The organism is Specibacter sp. NPDC057265 (genome assembly GCF_042668835.1).
Taxonomy (GTDB): domain Bacteria; phylum Actinomycetota; class Actinomycetes; order Actinomycetales; family Micrococcaceae; genus Specibacter.
The window spans coordinates 35,504-51,114 of the sequence record NZ_JBHUYE010000023.1 but is presented as its reverse complement, the minus strand read 5'-3'; the positions used below and the strand labels follow the sequence as shown (position 1 = coordinate 51,114).

Sequence of the window (15,611 nt, the reverse complement as noted above, 5' to 3'; positions counted from 1 at the left end):
GGCAGATTGTTGCCGGGCCGGCGCCGTGCCTGGGTGCTGGTGAAAAAGCCTAGATGGCGCCTGCGGACGCGCCAAAGAGCGGCGCCAGGGCCTGCCACCGCGCAATTTCGCAGCCATCGGTGCGTTTGAAGGTGGCATTGACTGTCTTGCCTTTAAACCAGCCGGTCACCACCGCCACCTCGGGGCCGCCATATTGTTGGGTGCACATGCGGGCGGGGTCCGGGACGGGAAAGAACGTTTTCTCCCCATGCCGCTCCACGGCCGCCAGCGCCGCCGCGGGATCGGGCACAGTGGAGCCGTCGGCGGGGACGGGTCCGGTGGCCACCAGCTTGAAGGTGCGCGGTGCAGCACCCGGAGCGCCGCTGAGCTCCACGGTGAGGTCAATGTCGTGGACGTCTTCCGTGCCGGGCTGGGTGTTGTCCGGGCCCGTGCTGCCGCCATGATCATGCTGCGCGCAGGCACCGACTCCCAGCAGGGCAGTCAACACGAGCACGGCTGCGCAGACGCGGAACAACTGAGGTACATGGAACACGGCTCATCACTTCCCAAGTTTGATGCCATGCTACCCCAACCCCGGGGCGCCTGACCTTTGGGATCCGAGAAATTGCGTCAGGCAAGGGCGCGCCGGCAAACGGTCCGGCGGACAAAAGGCTCCCCCGGCGGCACTGCCACGAAGGCCGTGCAGCCGGGGGAGCCTTGGCAAAAAGCCTGCGGGCAGGGAAGCCCTAAATGTCGCCCCGGATGAAGGCCTCAACCTTTTCATGGGCCACGTCGTCGGCGTACTGCTCCGGCGGGGACTTCATGAAGTAGCTGGAGGCCGAGAGGATGGGCCCGCCAATGCCGCGGTCCAGGGCAATCTTGGCAGCACGGATGGCGTCAATGATCACACCGGCGGAGTTGGGCGAATCCCACACTTCCAGCTTGTATTCCAAGGACACGGGCGCGTCGCCGAAGTTGCGGCCCTCGAGGCGCACAAAGGCCCACTTCCTGTCATCAAGCCAGGCAACGTAGTCGGACGGGCCAATGTGGACGTCGTCCTCGCCCAGCACGGCCGAGGTGTTGGAGGTGACGGCCTGGGTCTTGGAGATCTTCTTGGATTCCAGCCGCTCGCGCTCAAGCATGTTCTTGAAGTCCATGTTGCCGCCCACATTGAGCTGGTAGGTGCGGTCCAGGACCACGCCGCGGTCTTCAAACAATTTGGCCATGACGCGGTGCGTGATGGTGGCGCCAATCTGGCTCTTAATGTCATCGCCCACGATCGGCACGTTGGCGGCAGTGAACTTGTCAGCCCATTCCTTGGTGCCGGCAATGAAGACGGGCAGGGCGTTGACGAACGCCACACCGGCGTCGATGGCGCACTGGGCGTAGAACTTGGCGGCGGCCTCGGAACCAACGGGCAGGTAGCAGACCAGGACGTCAACCTCGGCGGCCTTCAGGGTGGCCACCACGTCCACGGGCTCGGCGTCGGATTCGACGATGGTCTCGCGGTAGTACTTGCCCAGACCGTCGAGCGTGGTGCCGCGCAGCACCGGAACGTTCAGGTGGGGAACATCGGCGATCTTGATGGTGTTGTTTTCGCTGGCGCCGATGGCGTCGGAGAGGTCCAGTCCGACCTTCTTGCTGTCAACGTCAAACGCTGCCACGAACTGCACGTCATTGACGTGGTACTTGCCAAACTCAACATGCATCAAGCCCGGAACCTTAGCGGCGGCGTCAGCATTTTGGTAGTACTGGACACCCTGCACCAATGAGGCGGCACAGTTACCCACGCCGACTATGGCGACCCTAATAGGATGATTGGACACGGAACTCCTTTATAAAAATCACACGGGCCCGGCTCTCACTTGCTGTGAAGGGTCGACGACAAGGTTTTACAATCTGGCAGTAAAAACTTTTCGCGCGGCTATACGGCCAGGCCTGACGCCCCAACGGCGCCCTTAACCATTCTAGTCAACTTCCCGGGCCCGCAATTTGTTCCTTCCGGCAGGAATTACTTTTGGGGCGCCGGATCCACTGCGTGTTGGTCAATGGTGCGCAGCTCCTCGTCGCTGAACTGCAGATTGTTGATTGCCGCAACATTGTTTTCCAGCTGGGTCACGCTGGAGGCGCCCACGAGGGCCGAGGTGACGGGGGTGCCCTTGGCCTGTTGACGCAGAACCCAGGCGATGGCCATCTGCGCCAAGGACTGACCGCGCCCGGCGGCAATGTCGTTCAGCGCCCGGACCCGGGACATTTTCTCTTCCGTCAGATCGTTGGTGTGCAGGAAGTGTTCCTTGGCTGCACGCGAATCCGCCGGCACACCCTTAAGGTAACGGTCGGTGAGCAAGCCCTGGGCCAGGGGTGAGAAGGCAATGGATCCGGCACCCACAGTCTCGAGCGTCTCATACAGGTTGGGTCCACCGGCCTCGGTCCAGCGGTTGAACATGGAGTAGGAAGGCTGATGGATCAGCAGCGGCGTTCCCATCTCTTTGAGAATGCGCGCAGCCTCCAGGGTCTGGGCGGGGGTGTAGGAGGAAATGCCCGCGTACAGGGCCTTGCCGGAACGGACCGCGTGGTCAAGCGCGCCCATGGTTTCCTCCAGCGGCGTTTCCGGGTCCGGGCGGTGGCTGTAGAAAATATCCACATGGTCCAGGCCCATGCGCGTCAGTGAGCTGTCCAAACTGTTGAGCAGGTTTTTGCGTGATCCCCACTCACCGTACGGGCCCGGCCACATGTGGAAGCCGGCCTTGGTGGAAATGACCAGCTCATTGCGGTGCTGTTGAAAATCGTTTTTAAAGTGGCGGCCGAAGTTGGTCTCCGCACTCCCGGCCGGCGGACCGTAATTGTTGGCCAAGTCAAAGTGGGTCACGCCAAGGTCAAAGGCGCGGCGCAAAATATCGCGTTGAACCTCAAAGGCCTTGTCGTCGCCAAAGTTGTGCCACAGCCCCAGGGAGATGGCGGGCAGTTTCAGCCCGCTGCGGCCAACACGGCGGTAGGGCATGGTTTCATAACGGTCTTCGCGGGCGTGAAAGGTCATGCCTGCCATCTTGCCACGGTATGGGTGTGGGCTGCATCATCTTTCACCGCAACTGCCGGTGTCCCCGCCCCTGACTCCCCTGTCCCACACCCTGGTGGGCCAGCCTGTCCCACACCTCGGGGATTGTCCGGGCCAGCAGTCCGGCATTGAGCGGGCGTCCAGGGTGCAGCTGCGAAAGTTCGCCGTGCAGTGCCGCGGCGAGCGCCGCGGTGCGGGCCAGCTCCTTGGCCGGTGGCGTGCCCTGCACGCCGGTCATGGCCAGCAGCGCCACCAGGATGCCGGCCAAGGTGTCGCCGCTGCCGGCAGTGGCCAGCCGTGGGAGTCCATTGGCTTGGGTGAAGATGGTGCCTGCAGGTTCGGCCACCACCGTGGTGGCGCCCTTGAGCAGCACCACGGCGCCACTGAGCCGGGCCGCCATGCGCGCGGCGGCCAGGGGCGCGGATTCAATGTCGGCGCGGCTTGCCGTGTGCCCCCAGCGCTGTAGCTGTTGGGCCAGTTCCCCGGCGTGCGGGGTCAGTATCAAGTGCTGGTTGTTCGCCCCCGCCTCCACCAGCGGCAGGGCGGCTGCATCCACCACCGTGGGCAGGGACGTGTGCATGGCGGCCCGGGCGCGCTCCAGCTGCAGGCTGTCTTCATTGATTCCCGGTCCCACCAGCCACGCCTGCACCCGGACATGCTGGGGCATGTCCTGTGAGGACACCACTTCGGGATTGCGCAGCTGCAGGGCCGCAGCAACAGCTTCCGGGCCCAGGTACCGCACCATGCCGGGACCGCAGGCCGACGCCGCGGCGGTGGCCAGCAGCGCCGCGCCCGGATAGGCTGCGGAGCCGGCAATGATTCCGGCCACGCCCCGGGTGTACTTGTGGTCCGTGGAGTCGGGTGCGGGCAGGGCGCGGGCCACATCCTGGGCCTGCAGGCGCATCAGTTCCGGCGTGCCCAGCCATGGCCCAATGCCCAGGTCCACCAGCTCCACCGTGCCGCAGAGGCGCTCGCCGGGGCCTGTGAGCAGGCCGGATTTGTAGGCTCCAAAGGTCACCGTGCGCTCTGCGCGCAGCACCGGTCCCTGCACCTGCCCCGTCGTGGCGTCAACCCCGCTGGGCAGATCGCACGCAACAACGGCCGGGCGCGCCGCGCCGTGCTGTTCCTGCAGCTGCTGCAGCCGGTCCACCACAGTGGCGGCCGCGCCGCGCAGCCCGCCGCGGGCACCGGTGCCCAGCAGGCCGTCCACGACCACTGCGGCGCTGCCGGCGGCGGCCACAGCCCGCCTTTCCCACGTCGGCGCGGCGGTGTCCGCCAACGCCAGCCACTGCCCGCCGGCGTCGCGAAAGGCTGCCAAGGCTTCGGGGTGGGTGCGTGGCCCCGTCAGGAACGCCTGCACCCCTGCTCCCAGGCAGGCCAGCCGGGCGCCGGCAAACAAGGCATCGCCACCGTTGTTTCCCGATCCCACCAGCAGCACTATTCTGGCGCCGTAGATCTTGGTGCCTCTGGAGCGCAGCGTTGCCACGACTGAACCAGCCAAACCATGGGCGGCACGCCGCATCAGTGCCAGGTTGCCGTCGGCGTCCACGCGTGGTTGCTCGGCGGCACGGACTGCTGCGGCGGTGTAGGCGTGGATCATGTCAGCTTTCGGCTATCACCATGGCTGTGGAGATGCCGCCATCATGGCTCATGGACAAATGCCAATGTTTGATGCCCTTGGCTTTGGCCACGGCCGCCACCGTGCCCTTGACGTTGATGGTGGGGCCATTGTGGTCCAGCCCTATCCAGCAGTCCTGCCAGTTCATTCCCGCCGGGGCGCCCAGGGCCTTTGCCACCGATTCCTTGGCGGCAAAACGCGCCGCCAGGGACGCGGTGTTGAGTCCACGTTCGGCGGGCACAAACAATCTGTCGCGCAGCCCGGGCGTGCGCTCCAACTGCCGGCCAAAGCGCTCAATGTCAACAACGTCCACACCAATACCAATGATCATGGTTCCACCCTATTCCCGCCCCGGCGCCACGGCACGCAAGCTCGCCGTCGGAGGCGGCTATTCCACTGTGACGGACTTGGCCAGGTTGCGGGGCTGGTCCACGTCATAACCCTTGGCCGTGGCGAGCGCCAGGGCAAAGATCTGCAGGGGCACAGTGGTCAGCAAAGGCGCCAGCAAGGTGCTGCCTTCGGGGACGTAGAACACATGCTCGGCATGCTCTTGCACCGCCTCGTCGCCTTCCTCGGCAATCACAATGGTCATGGCGCCACGGGCCCGGACCTCCTGGATGTTGGAGACCACCTTCGCATGCAGGGAGTGGCGGCCGCGCGGCGACGGCACCACCACAATGACTGCCTGGCCAGGTTCAATGAGGGCAATGGGTCCGTGCTTGAGTTCGCCGGCGGCAAAGCCCTCGGCGTGGATGTACGCCAGTTCCTTGAGCTTCAGGGCGCCTTCCATGGCCACCGGGAACCCCACATGACGGCCCAAAAACAACACCGTGCGGGTGTCGGCCATGCTGACTGCAAGTTCCTTGACCTGGTCGGCATCGGCGAGCACGCGGGCAATCTTGGCCGGGGTCGCTGACAGTTCGGCCAGGATGTCCTTGATTTGTTCCTGGAAGAGGTTTCCCCGCAGCTGGGCCAAATAGAGGCCCAGCAAATAGGTTGCGGTGATTTGGGCCAAAAAGGCCTTGGTGGAGGCCACGGCAATTTCCGGACCGGCATGGGTGTACAGCACGGCGTCGGATTCGCGCGGGATGGTGGATCCATTGGTGTTGCAAATGGATACTGTTTTGGCGCCCTGTTCCTTGGCATAGCGCACAGCCATCAGGGTGTCCATGGTTTCACCCGATTGGGAGATGGACACCACCAGGGTTTGTTCATCCACAATGGGATCCCGGTAGCGGAACTCATGGGAAAGCTCCACCTCGGTGGGGATGCGGCACCAGTGCTCGATGGCATACCGGGCCACCTGCCCTGCGTAGGCGGAGGTGCCGCAGGCCAGGACGATGATTTTATTGATGTCCTTCAGCACGGCCGGATCAATGCGCAGCTCGTCCAGCGTCAGCACTCCCGCCCCGTCGGTGCGCCCCAACAGGGTCTGCGCCACGGCGTCGGGCTGGTCGTTGATTTCCTTTTCCATAAAGGAGTCATAGCCGCCCTTTTCAGCCGCGGCGGCATCCCAGTTCACCAGGTATTCGCGCCCTTGGGCAGGGGTGCCGTAAAAATCAGTGATCAGCACCGAGTCGGCGGTGATGCTCACCACCTGGTCCTGATCCAGTTCCACGGCCCGGCGGGTGTAGTCAATGAAGCCTGAAACATCCGAGCCCAGGAAGTTTTCACCCTCACCCAAGCCCACCACCAGGGGCGAGTTCCTGCGGGCGGCAACCACCACTCCGGGCTCGTCGGCATGTGTGGCCACCAGCGTAAAGGCGCCTTCGAGCTGTTGCGCGACCAAGCGCATGGCCGTTGCCAGCCGGCCGCCGTCGGAAGCGTCGGCCGGGTTCAGGTTTGCGTGGATTTCCCCCAGCAAGGTGGCGGCAACTTCGCTGTCGGTTTGTGATTTGAAGGTAAAGCCCCGTTCGGCAAGTCCGGACTTGAGGCGGGAATAGTTTTCAATGATGCCGTTGTGGACCACTGCCAAGCGGCCTTCGGCGACAACGTGGGGGTGCGCATTTGCGTCCGTGGGGCCGCCGTGCGTGGCCCAGCGGGTATGGCCAATCCCGGCCTGCGCGCCCAGCAGGGGGTCGCGTTCCAATTCCTCCACCAGCTTGGCCAGTTTGCCGCTCTTTTTGCGCAACTGGATTCCGGCGGCGCCCGCGAGCGCCACCCCGGCGGAGTCGTAGCCACGGTATTCCAGCCGGCGAAGCCCTTCCATGATGACTTCCAAGGCCCGCTGACCGGCCGGCGCTTCAACGCCTGCTGCAACATTTCCAGCCGGGGCGGTACCGGCGTATCCCACAATTCCACACATGAAAACCAAGCATAAAGCAGAACCCAATTGCAGGACGTTCTACCTCCTACGGGGTGGTCTGCCTGAAAAACCGTCACACGAAACCACGCGCCTGCGCGGCGGCGTTTCCCACCCCGCGCCAAACAAGGCAGAATTAGCCAAGTGACAGCGCAAAGAACCGAGTCCGGCAGCAGCGTCAGCGCCTCCCCTTTTGTGGAATTGGACCGCCAGACTTGGTCCCGACTGGCCAGCAAAATCGAGCAGCCGCTGGGCGAGGACGACCTGCAGCGCATCCGCGGACTGGGCGACCAGCTGGATATGCGTGAAATCCGTGATGTCTACCTGCCACTGTCCAGGCTGCTTAATTTATACGTGGGGGCGGCGGGCCATCTGCACAATGCCACCACCACGTTTTTGGGTGAACACGGCTCCCGCACCCCCTTCGTGATTGGCGTGGCCGGCTCCGTGGCTGTGGGCAAGTCCACAACGGCCCGCGTGCTCCGCGACATGTTGCGCCGGTGGCCCGACACCCCCAATGTGCAGCTGGTCACCACTGACGGTTTCCTGTACCCCAATGCGGAGCTTGAACGTCGGGGCCTGATGGAAAGGAAGGGTTTTCCCGAGTCCTATGACCGCCGTGCCCTGCTGCGCTTTGTCAGCTCCGTCAAAAGTGGAGCCGAGGAGGTGCGGGCACCTTTGTACTCGCACCTGAGCTACGACATTGTCCCGGAGCGCGAAGTGGTGGTGGAGCGTCCCGATGTGCTCATTGTTGAAGGTTTGAACGTGCTGGCGGCCGCCCGCCCCCGCACCGACGGCCGCTCCGGACTTGCCGTAAGTGACTTCTTTGACTTTTCCATCTATGTGGATGCCAAAACCAGCTACATCGAGCAGTGGTACATTGAGCGTTTCCGTTCCCTGCGCAGCGGTGCCTTCGCCGATCCCAACTCCTATTTCCGCCGTTATGCCGCGCTCTCCGATTCCGAAGCCACCGCCACCGCCACCCGCATTTGGAAAAACATCAACGAACCCAACCTGCTGCAAAACGTGCTGCCCACCCGGGGCCGGGCCCAACTGGTGCTCACCAAGGATTCCGACCACTCCATCCGCCGGATGCTGTTAAGGAAGGTCTAGTGCAGCTGGTTGGATTCCATCAGGCCCGGCGCCCGCGCTTAAGTCCGGGGGCCAAGCTGCGCCGTGAGTTGTCCCTGCCCCGGCCAGGTGGTGTCATGGTGTCCCTGGTGGGGGCCGCCCTGGTCTTTGGCGGCGCCCTGGCCCTGGCCCCTGAAGTCGGCGGGCCGCTCCCGGCCGACCCAACGCCCGGGACCACGGCGGTGCAACCCTCCAGTGCGCCCCTTCCCACCACCGTCCCCGCAGCGCCGCCGTCAGCACCGGTGACGGCGGCCTCCCCCGCCCCCTCCCCCATACCCGGCGCGCTTGCGGCGTCGGGAGGTTCCGCCACCCCGCTTCCCCCGCCGGCTGCCGTCACCGGCGCCGCCCCCGGATCTGCGCTGCAGCAGCTCTTTGCCACCGGCACTGCGGCGCCGAAGGACAAGGCACTGCTCGATGTTGGCAACCCGGCCAGTCCCCTGGTGCTGGTGAACAAGCGCAACCCGCTGCAGCCCTTGAACTATGTGCCCACGGATTTGGTGGCGCCGGAGCTGGGAGGCGGAAACGGCGCGGAGGTGCTGCTGCGTTCGGAGGCGGCCGCGGCGGTGGAACGCATGATTGCCGCGGCGGCTGCTGAAAATGTGCACATCACGGTGAAAAGCAGCTACCGCTCCTACGCGAAGCAGCTGGAGCTGTACAACGGTTATGTGGCCGACAAGGGCGTGCAGGCCGCCGACTCCACCTCGGCCCGGGCTGGCTTCTCGGAGCATCAAACCGGACTTGCCCTGGACATTGGCGACGCCGATGCCGGGCCGGACTGTGATTTCAACTCCTGCTTTGCCGGGACCGCTGCCGGGCAGTGGGTGGCGGCCCATGCGGCAGACCACGGTTTTGTGGTCCGTTACCAGCCAGGTGGGGAAACAGTCACAGGGTACCTCCCGGAACCCTGGCATTTGCGTTACCTGGGCGCTGCGGTGGCGCAGGACATGCGGGCACGGGGCATTGACAGCTATGAGCGGTTCGCCGGTCTGCCGGGCGCCCCGGACTACAAATGACTTCGAACTTCGCATTGCCTGCGGCAGTGCGGCAAACCCCGGTGGTGCTGTAGCTTAAGGGCATGCTAAAAGGGTTTAAGGAATTCATCATGAAGGGCAACGTCATCGACCTTGCCGTCGCCGTCATCATTGGGTCCGCCTTCGGCGCAGTGGTCAACGCACTGGTGGCCAATGTCCTGATGCCACTTATTGCCGCCATCACCGGATCTCCCAACTTTGACAGCTTTGCGCTGATCACCATCAACGGGGTGGACATCAAATTCGGCGTCTTCCTCACCGCACTGGTCAATTTCCTCATCATTGCGGCAGCCATTTACTTTTTGGTGGTGGCACCCATGAACCACCTCATAGCTAGACGCAATGCCAAGCTGGACATCAAAGCAGCGGAAGTGCCCGTGGATGCGCACATTGAACTGCTCACGGAAATCCGTGACGCCCTGGCCGCACGCCCCAGCGGCGGGAAGCACTAGGCGGCACCACAAATATAGGCGCGCAAAAAAGGCGGCAGCCCCGGGCCCCGGGGCTGCCGCCTTTTTATGTCATGAATCAACCGTTGACGAAGGACAACTCGTCCTGGACCACCTGGACCAGATCCTGGCAGATGCGCGTGGCCGTGTCCACGTCGGCAGCCTCGACCATGACCCGGACCAGGGGCTCGGTGCCGGAGGGGCGCAGCAGGACCCTCCCGGTGTCCCCCAGCTCCTCTTCCGCCCGGGCAATGGCCGCATGCAGGGCGGGCACCAGGGCCGTGCGGCTTTTATCCACGTTTTTGACGTTGATCATGACCTGCGGCAGCTTGGTCATGGCCGAGGCCAGTTCCTTCAACGATTTGCCGGTCTTGGCCACCTGCGCGGCCAGCTGCAGACCCGTCAACACGCCGTCACCGGTGGTGGCGTACTTTGAGAAGATCACATGGCCCGACTGCTCCCCGCCCAGGGTGTATCCGCCGCGGCGCATTTCCTCCAGCACATACCTGTCACCGACGCCCGTTTCCCGGATGGTGATGCCCGCGTCGCGAAGGGCTATTTTCAGGCCCAGGTTGCTCATGATGGTGGCCACCAGGACGTCGTCCTTGAGCTCCCCGGCCGCTTTCTGGGCCAGCGCCAAAATGGCCATGATCTGGTCGCCGTCAATGACGTTGCCCTCGTGGTCCACCGCCAGGCACCTGTCGGCGTCGCCGTCGTGGGCTATGCCCAGATCCGCCCCAAGTGCCAGCACTGCGTCCTGCAGCGGACCTAGATGGGTGGAGCCCACCCCGTCATTGATGTTCAGGCCGTCCGGATCGGCACCAATGACAGTCACTTCCGCACCGGCGTCGGTGAACACCTGCGGGGAGCATCCGCTTGCCGCGCCGTGGGCGCAGTCCAAAACAATCTTCAACCCATCCAAGCGGTGCGGCAGGGTTGCCAAAAGGTGCACGACGTAGCGGTCCTCGGCGTCGGAAAAACGCTGGATCCTGCCCACGTCGGCACCCACCGGGCGGAAAACTTCACGTTCAAGCTCCTGTTCAATGGCTTCTTCCACATCGTCGGGGAGCTTGGTGCCGCCGCGCGCGAAGAACTTGATGCCATTGTCCGGGGCGGGATTGTGGGAGGCGGAAATCATGACACCAAAGTCCGCGCCCAGGTCGGCGATGAGGAACGCCGCGGCCGGGGTCGGGAGCACTCCGGCGTCGTAAACGTCGACGCCGGCACTGGCCAGTCCCGCCTCCACAGCAGCGCCAATGAATTCACCGCTGGCCCGCGGGTCGCGTGCAATGACTGCCCGGGGCCGCTTGCCCTCGCTCATTTGCTCATGGCCCAGGACCACGGCGGCTGCCTGAGCCAGGGAGAGCGCCAATTCAGCCGTCAGCAGGCCATTGGCCAGTCCGCGGACTCCGTCTGTTCCAAATAATTTCGCCATATCAGCCTTAGTCTAAATCATGACGCTGGCAAAGCCGCCCCGCAGCGCGTGGACTGCGCCATGGCACCGGCCGTGCCAAGGATCGGTGGGGAAACACAAAGGGCCGGATGCATAGGCATCCGGCCCTTTGTGCAGCGTAAAAGGTTTAGCGCTTGGAGTACTGCGAAGCCTTGCGGGCCTTCTTGAGACCGGCCTTCTTGCGCTCGATGACGCGCGAGTCACGCGTCAGGAAGCCTGCCTTCTTCAAGATGGCACGGTTGTTCTCAGCGTCGATCTCGTTTAAGGAACGGGAAACGCCCAGACGCAGGGCGCCTGCCTGGCCCGAGGGGCCGCCACCGTGGATGCGGGCCCACACATCGTAGGCACCATCCAGATCCAGGATGCGGAACGGGTCGTTTACTTCCTGCTGGTGCAGCTTGTTCGGGAAGTAGTTGGCCAGTTCACGGCCGTTGACAATCCACTTGCCGGTGCCGGGCACAACGCGAACGCGGGCAATTGCCTGCTTGCGACGTCCAACAGCAGCGCCTGAGACGGTCAGGGCGGGGCGTTCCTTCTTGGGTGCTGCATCTGCTGCAGCCGAGCTTTCGCTGGTGTAGCTGGTCAAAACTTCTTCCTCAGCCACAACGGCCTCGGTGTTCAGCTCTTCAGTGTTCTGAGCCACGATTCTCCTTGATTAATGATTTAGGTGGTGGCCAGGACTACTGGGCGACCTGGGTGATTTCAAATGTCTGGGGCTGCTGTGCACCGTGGGGGTGCTCAGCACCGCGGTAGACCTTGAGCTTGCTGATCTGGGCGTTGCCCAGCTTGGTCTTGGGGAGCATGCCGGCAACGGCCTTCTCCACAGCGCGAACCGGGTTCTTTTCCAGCAGTTCTGCATAGTTCATGCTTGAGAGCCCGCCCGGGAAACCGGAGTGGCGGTAGGCACGCTTCTGCTCGAGCTTGGCGCCGGTCAAGGCAACCTTCTCGGCGTTGATGATGATGACGAAATCGCCCATGTCCATATGGGGAGCGAAGGTCGGCTTGTGCTTTCCACGCAGCAGTGTTGCGGTCTGGCTGGCAAGACGGCCCAAGACAACGTCGTTGGCATCGATGATGTGCCACTGACGGGAGATATCGCCGGGCTTCGGGGTATACGTACGCACGGTTTTTGCCTTCGTTTCTTGTTCTAGGTGGTGTCACAGATGGGTGGCACCTGCTATCTATGCGTTTACCGGAACAGAGGTGAGGGCTCTAACACCAGTTATCCATACACTTCCCGATTACGCCCGCCCAGTGGTAGTCCTGCAACCGGACCTGTGGCGGGCGCGTGGTATCGAGATAGGACACGCACAACGACTATCAACGATACCTTTAACCGACGCCCCGGGTCAAAGCGGGGTGGGGAGCCTTGTTTTCCGGCAGCCGGCGTGCCCGGGTCAGCTGGGCGCGTTCACCCAACTGCGCGTCTGCCGGGTAGGCCACCTGCTCGAAAATGAGCGGGTGGGCGCTGGCCAACACGGATTTGGCATCCCTGACACCGGCCAACTGGCGCTCCCGCAGCCAGCTTTCGCCTTCCACCCCCCGCCCCACCCGCAGCGCTGCGCCGGTCAGGGCACGCACCATGTTGTGGCAAAAGGCGTCGGCCTGGATGTTGAGTTTAATCACACCGTCACTGCCGCGGCTGAAGTCGAAATGCTGCAGGGTCCTGACGGTGGTCGATCCTTCCCGCGGTTTGGCGAAGGCCTTGAAGTCGCCCAGCCCCAGCAGCTGTGCCGCCGCCGCGTTCATTCGCTCCACATCAAGGGAGTCGTTGAACCACAGGGTGTGGGCACGCAGCAACGGATCCCGGGGGGAGTGCGCGTCCGCTATCCGGTAGCTGTAGCGCCGCCAAAGGGCTGAAAAACGTGCATCGAAGCCCTCCGGCGCCCGTTGCGCGTGCAGCACCTGCACGGCCCCGTGCAGATCCCGGAGCACCGGACCCAAGGCGCCATTGAGCCGCCGCTGGGGCGCCGGCGAATGCTCCGCGGCGTGTCCGCGATTGAGCGCCTGCCACTCCTGCTGCGTGAGGTCCACGTGGGCCACCTGTCCGCGCGCGTGCACGCCGGTGTCGGTGCGTCCGGCAACGCTCAGCCGCGCCGGGCGGCGCAGGACCAGCGCCAGTGCCTCCTCAAGGGCGCCCTGGACCGTCAACCGCCCTGGCTGCACGGCCCAACCACTGAACGGGGCGCCGTCGTACGCAATATCCAGGCGCACGCGGACCAGTCCGCGCTCCTGCGGGGAAAGATGGTGGTTTTGCATGCCGTCAATTCTACCGGCGCGGCACCCGCCACACCGTCACCGCTGGCCGCTGCCCGAACCGGCCACGCCACCAGTTTCCGCCGGAAAGCAAAAGGACCCGCCTCCCCTCGCGGGGCGGCGGGTCCTTCAACGGTAAAGCGGAACCGAAGGGCTCAGAGCGCTACTTGGCGTCCTTGGCGGGTGCTTCTTCAGCAGCCGCCTCTTCAGCCGGAGCTTCCTCCACTGCGGCGTCTTCTGCCACAACTTCGGTCTCCACAACTTCTTCAGCCGGAGCTTCCTCAACCGGAGCGGCCTTGGCCGCTGCGGATGTGGCTTCCTTCACGACTGCCTGCTTGGCGCTTACGGGCTCGAGAACGAGCTCGATGACTGCCATGGGAGCGTTGTCGCCCTTGCGGTTGCCGATCTTCGTGATGCGGGTGTAGCCGCCTTCACGGTTTTCAACAGCCTTGGCAATGTCCGTGAACAATTCGTGGACAATGCCCTTGTTGGAAATGAGGCCCAGGACGCGGCGGCGTGAAGCCAGGTCGCCACGCTTTGCGAAAGTCACCAGTCGCTCTGCGTAGGGGCTCAGGCGCTTGGCCTTGGTCAAGGTGGTGGTGATCCGCTTGTGCTCGAAAAGCGAAGCGGACAGGTTCGCGAGCATCAGGCGCTCGTGAGCCGCTCCGCCTCCGAGGCGGGGACCCTTGGCGGGTGTAGGCATGGTGTTTCTCCTCAAGTGTCAGCCGGACCGAAGGCGGGCACATCAACTGTGTCCGCCCGGCCGGCTAAAAAATTTGTTGTTCGAACTTAGAGTTCGTCGTCGCCAAAGGCGTCGTCGTTCTCATCAAGGGCTGCAGCACGGGCGGCGAGGTCAAATCCTGGAGGGGAATCCTTCAGGGCCAAACCAAGCTCAACCAGCTTTGCCTTTACCTCATCAATGGACTTTGCACCGAAGTTGCGGATGTCCATCAGGTCAGCCTCGGAGCGAGCAACGAGTTCACCCACGGAGTGGATGCCCTCACGCTTGAGGCAGTTGTAGGAACGGACCGTCAGGTCCAGGTCCTCGATCGGCAGGGCCATGTCTGCGGCAAGAGCGGCGTCCGTCGGGGACGGGCCAATCTCGATGCCCTCAGCCGCGGTGTTCAATTCGCGGGCCAGGCCAAACAGCTCAACGAGCGTGGTACCAGCGGAGGCAATGGCATCCCGGGGGGAGATGGCCTGCTTGGTTTCCACATCAACAATGAGCTTGTCAAAGTCGGTGCGCTGTTCAACACGGGTGGCTTCCACACGGAAGGTGACCTTCAGAACGGGAGAGTAGATGGAGTCAACCGGAATGCGGCCGATCTCTGCATCAATGTTCTTGTTCTGTGCAGCTGAGACGTAGCCGCGGCCGCGCTCAATGGTCAGTTCAAGTTCGAACTTGCCCTTTGAGTTCAACGTGGCAATGTGCATGTCCGGGTTGTGGAATTCCACACCGGCCGGGGGTGCAATGTCTGCAGCCGTGACGACGCCGGGACCCTGCTTGCGCAGGTAGGCGACGACGGGCTCGTCATGCTCCGAAGACACTGACAGGCCCTTGATGTTCAGGATGATCTCAGTGACATCTTCCTTGACACCGGGAACAGTGGTGAATTCGTGCAGAACGCCATCCAGGCGGATGCTGGTGACAGCAGCCCCGGGAATGGAGGACAGCAGTGTCCGGCGGAGGGAGTTTCCCAGGGTGTAGCCGAAGCCGGGTTCCAGCGGTTCAATGATGAACCGTGAACGGTTTTCGGAAACTACTTCTTCAGAGAGGGTGGGGCGCTGTGCAATGAGCACTGGGGTTTCCTTTCAGCGAGCATCCGCTATATGACGCAACACAGGTAGTGGAAATGGCGGCTGATGAGACTTAACAGCGGCCAAGTTGGCCTCCACCATGGTGGAGGCCAACTTGGCTGCTAAAAATCTCGATTAGACGCGACGGCGCTTGGGCGGACGGCAGCCGTTGTGGGCGCTGGGGGTGACATCCGAGATGGAGCCAACCTCAAGACCAGCAGCCTGCAACGAACGAATTGCCGTTTCGCGGCCCGAACCCGGACCCTTCACGAAAACGTCAACCTTGCGAAGTCCATGCTCCTGCGCGCGCTTGGCAGCTGCTTCAGCAGCCATCTGTGCGGCGTAGGGAGTTGACTTGCGTGAGCCCTTGAAGCCAACTTCACCGGCGGAAGCCCATGAGATGACTGCACCATTGGGATCCGTGATGGACACGATGGTGTTGTTGAAGGTGCTCTTAATGTGCGCTTGGCCCAGCGCAATATTCTTTTTATCCTTGCGACGCGGCTTACGAACCGCGCCCCGAGTCTTTGGGGGCATTAT

General features: G+C 63.5%; 16 protein-coding genes. 3 read left to right on the top strand and 13 right to left on the bottom strand.

Going from position 1 to position 15,611, the window contains the following annotated elements; genetic code table 11:
• Positions 1–49 precede the first annotated feature (49 nt).
• The 6 genes from ACFUCV_RS13480 to glmS all read right to left on the bottom strand — a co-directional run bounded on the left by ACFUCV_RS13480 (position 50) and on the right by glmS (position 6,957).
• Positions 50–532, bottom strand: coding sequence for a serine protease inhibitor (locus ACFUCV_RS13480; RefSeq protein ID WP_380816550.1), 483 nt, complete (start codon positions 530–532; stop codon positions 50–52).
• Between the two features lie 193 nt (positions 533–725).
• Complete coding sequence (locus ACFUCV_RS13475) at positions 726–1,805, bottom strand: inositol-3-phosphate synthase (RefSeq protein WP_380816548.1); 1,080 nt, start codon at positions 1,803–1,805, stop codon at positions 726–728.
• A 185-nt stretch (positions 1,806–1,990) separates the two neighbouring features.
• Positions 1,991–3,016, bottom strand: coding sequence for an L-glyceraldehyde 3-phosphate reductase (gene mgrA, locus ACFUCV_RS13470; protein ID WP_380816546.1), 1,026 nt, complete (start codon positions 3,014–3,016; stop codon positions 1,991–1,993).
• Between the two features lie 43 nt (positions 3,017–3,059).
• Positions 3,060–4,634, bottom strand: coding sequence for an NAD(P)H-hydrate epimerase (locus ACFUCV_RS13465; protein ID WP_380816544.1), 1,575 nt, complete (start codon positions 4,632–4,634; stop codon positions 3,060–3,062).
• 1 nt (position 4,635) lies between these two features.
• Positions 4,636–4,983 carry a holo-ACP synthase gene (locus ACFUCV_RS13460; RefSeq protein WP_380816542.1) on the bottom strand — a complete coding sequence of 116 codons (348 nt, stop codon included), beginning with the start codon at positions 4,981–4,983 and terminating at the stop codon, positions 4,636–4,638.
• A gap of 57 nt (positions 4,984–5,040) precedes the next feature.
• On the bottom strand, positions 5,041–6,957 hold the full coding sequence (gene glmS / locus ACFUCV_RS13455; protein ID WP_380816539.1) for a glutamine--fructose-6-phosphate transaminase (isomerizing): 1,917 nt from the start codon (positions 6,955–6,957) through the stop codon (positions 5,041–5,043).
• 141 nt (positions 6,958–7,098) lie between these two features.
• Between glmS and coaA the strand changes: the two genes are divergently transcribed.
• From coaA to mscL, 3 genes are all read left to right on the top strand, one after another.
• Positions 7,099–8,067, top strand: coding sequence for a type I pantothenate kinase (coaA, locus tag ACFUCV_RS13450; RefSeq protein ID WP_380816537.1), 969 nt, complete (start codon positions 7,099–7,101; stop codon positions 8,065–8,067).
• Positions 8,067–9,098, top strand: coding sequence for a D-alanyl-D-alanine carboxypeptidase family protein (locus ACFUCV_RS13445; RefSeq protein WP_380816535.1), 1,032 nt, complete (start codon positions 8,067–8,069; stop codon positions 9,096–9,098). The genes coaA and ACFUCV_RS13445 overlap by 1 nt, the downstream gene beginning before the upstream one ends.
• 62 nt (positions 9,099–9,160) lie before the next feature.
• On the top strand, positions 9,161–9,568 hold the full coding sequence (gene mscL, locus ACFUCV_RS13440) for a large conductance mechanosensitive channel protein MscL (RefSeq protein ID WP_380816533.1): 408 nt from the start codon (positions 9,161–9,163) through the stop codon (positions 9,566–9,568).
• A 76-nt stretch (positions 9,569–9,644) separates the two neighbouring features.
• Here the strand turns inward: mscL and glmM are convergent, their stop codons facing one another.
• The 7 genes from glmM to rpsK all read right to left on the bottom strand — a co-directional run bounded on the left by glmM (position 9,645) and on the right by rpsK (position 15,608).
• Complete coding sequence (gene glmM / locus ACFUCV_RS13435; RefSeq protein WP_380816531.1) at positions 9,645–11,000, bottom strand: phosphoglucosamine mutase; 1,356 nt, start codon at positions 10,998–11,000, stop codon at positions 9,645–9,647.
• A 145-nt stretch (positions 11,001–11,145) separates the two neighbouring features.
• Entirely contained in the window at positions 11,146–11,661 is a 516-nt protein-coding gene (rpsI, locus tag ACFUCV_RS13430; protein WP_380816528.1) for a 30S ribosomal protein S9, read from the bottom strand.
• Between the two features lie 37 nt (positions 11,662–11,698).
• Positions 11,699–12,142, bottom strand: coding sequence for a 50S ribosomal protein L13 (gene rplM / locus ACFUCV_RS13425; RefSeq protein WP_380816526.1), 444 nt, complete (start codon positions 12,140–12,142; stop codon positions 11,699–11,701).
• Between the two features lie 208 nt (positions 12,143–12,350).
• Positions 12,351–13,277 (bottom strand): tRNA pseudouridine(38-40) synthase TruA, encoded by a 927-nt coding sequence (gene truA / locus ACFUCV_RS13420; RefSeq protein ID WP_380816523.1) that lies wholly within the window; start codon positions 13,275–13,277, stop codon positions 12,351–12,353.
• Between the two features lie 160 nt (positions 13,278–13,437).
• The gene (rplQ, locus tag ACFUCV_RS13415; protein ID WP_380816521.1) at positions 13,438–13,977 is read right to left on the bottom strand and encodes a 50S ribosomal protein L17; all 540 of its coding nucleotides are present in this window, start codon (positions 13,975–13,977) and stop codon (positions 13,438–13,440) included.
• A gap of 86 nt (positions 13,978–14,063) precedes the next feature.
• Positions 14,064–15,074 carry a DNA-directed RNA polymerase subunit alpha gene (locus ACFUCV_RS13410; RefSeq protein ID WP_380816519.1) on the bottom strand — a complete coding sequence of 337 codons (1,011 nt, stop codon included), beginning with the start codon at positions 15,072–15,074 and terminating at the stop codon, positions 14,064–14,066.
• 132 nt (positions 15,075–15,206) lie between these two features.
• On the bottom strand, positions 15,207–15,608 hold the full coding sequence (gene rpsK / locus ACFUCV_RS13405) for a 30S ribosomal protein S11 (RefSeq protein ID WP_038464649.1): 402 nt from the start codon (positions 15,606–15,608) through the stop codon (positions 15,207–15,209).
• Between the last annotated feature and the right edge of the window lie 3 nt (positions 15,609–15,611).

Coding starts and splice junctions, on each gene's coding strand:
- ACFUCV_RS13460 (WP_380816542.1), bottom strand. CDS start 4,983: ATGATCATTGGTATTGGTGTGGACGTTGTTGACATTGAGCGCTTTGGC.
- rplQ (WP_380816521.1), bottom strand. CDS start 13,977: ATGCCTACACCCGCCAAGGGTCCCCGCCTCGGAGGCGGAGCGGCTCAC.
- truA (WP_380816523.1), bottom strand. CDS start 13,277: ATGCAAAACCACCATCTTTCCCCGCAGGAGCGCGGACTGGTCCGCGTG.
- ACFUCV_RS13465 (WP_380816544.1), bottom strand. CDS start 4,634: ATGATCCACGCCTACACCGCCGCAGCAGTCCGTGCCGCCGAGCAACCA.
- mgrA (WP_380816546.1), bottom strand. CDS start 3,016: ATGACCTTTCACGCCCGCGAAGACCGTTATGAAACCATGCCCTACCGC.
- rpsK (WP_038464649.1), bottom strand. CDS start 15,608: ATGCCCCCAAAGACTCGGGGCGCGGTTCGTAAGCCGCGTCGCAAGGAT.
- glmS (WP_380816539.1), bottom strand. CDS start 6,957: ATGTGTGGAATTGTGGGATACGCCGGTACCGCCCCGGCTGGAAATGTT.
- glmM (WP_380816531.1), bottom strand. CDS start 11,000: ATGGCGAAATTATTTGGAACAGACGGAGTCCGCGGACTGGCCAATGGC.
- mscL (WP_380816533.1), top strand. CDS start 9,161: ATGCTAAAAGGGTTTAAGGAATTCATCATGAAGGGCAACGTCATCGAC.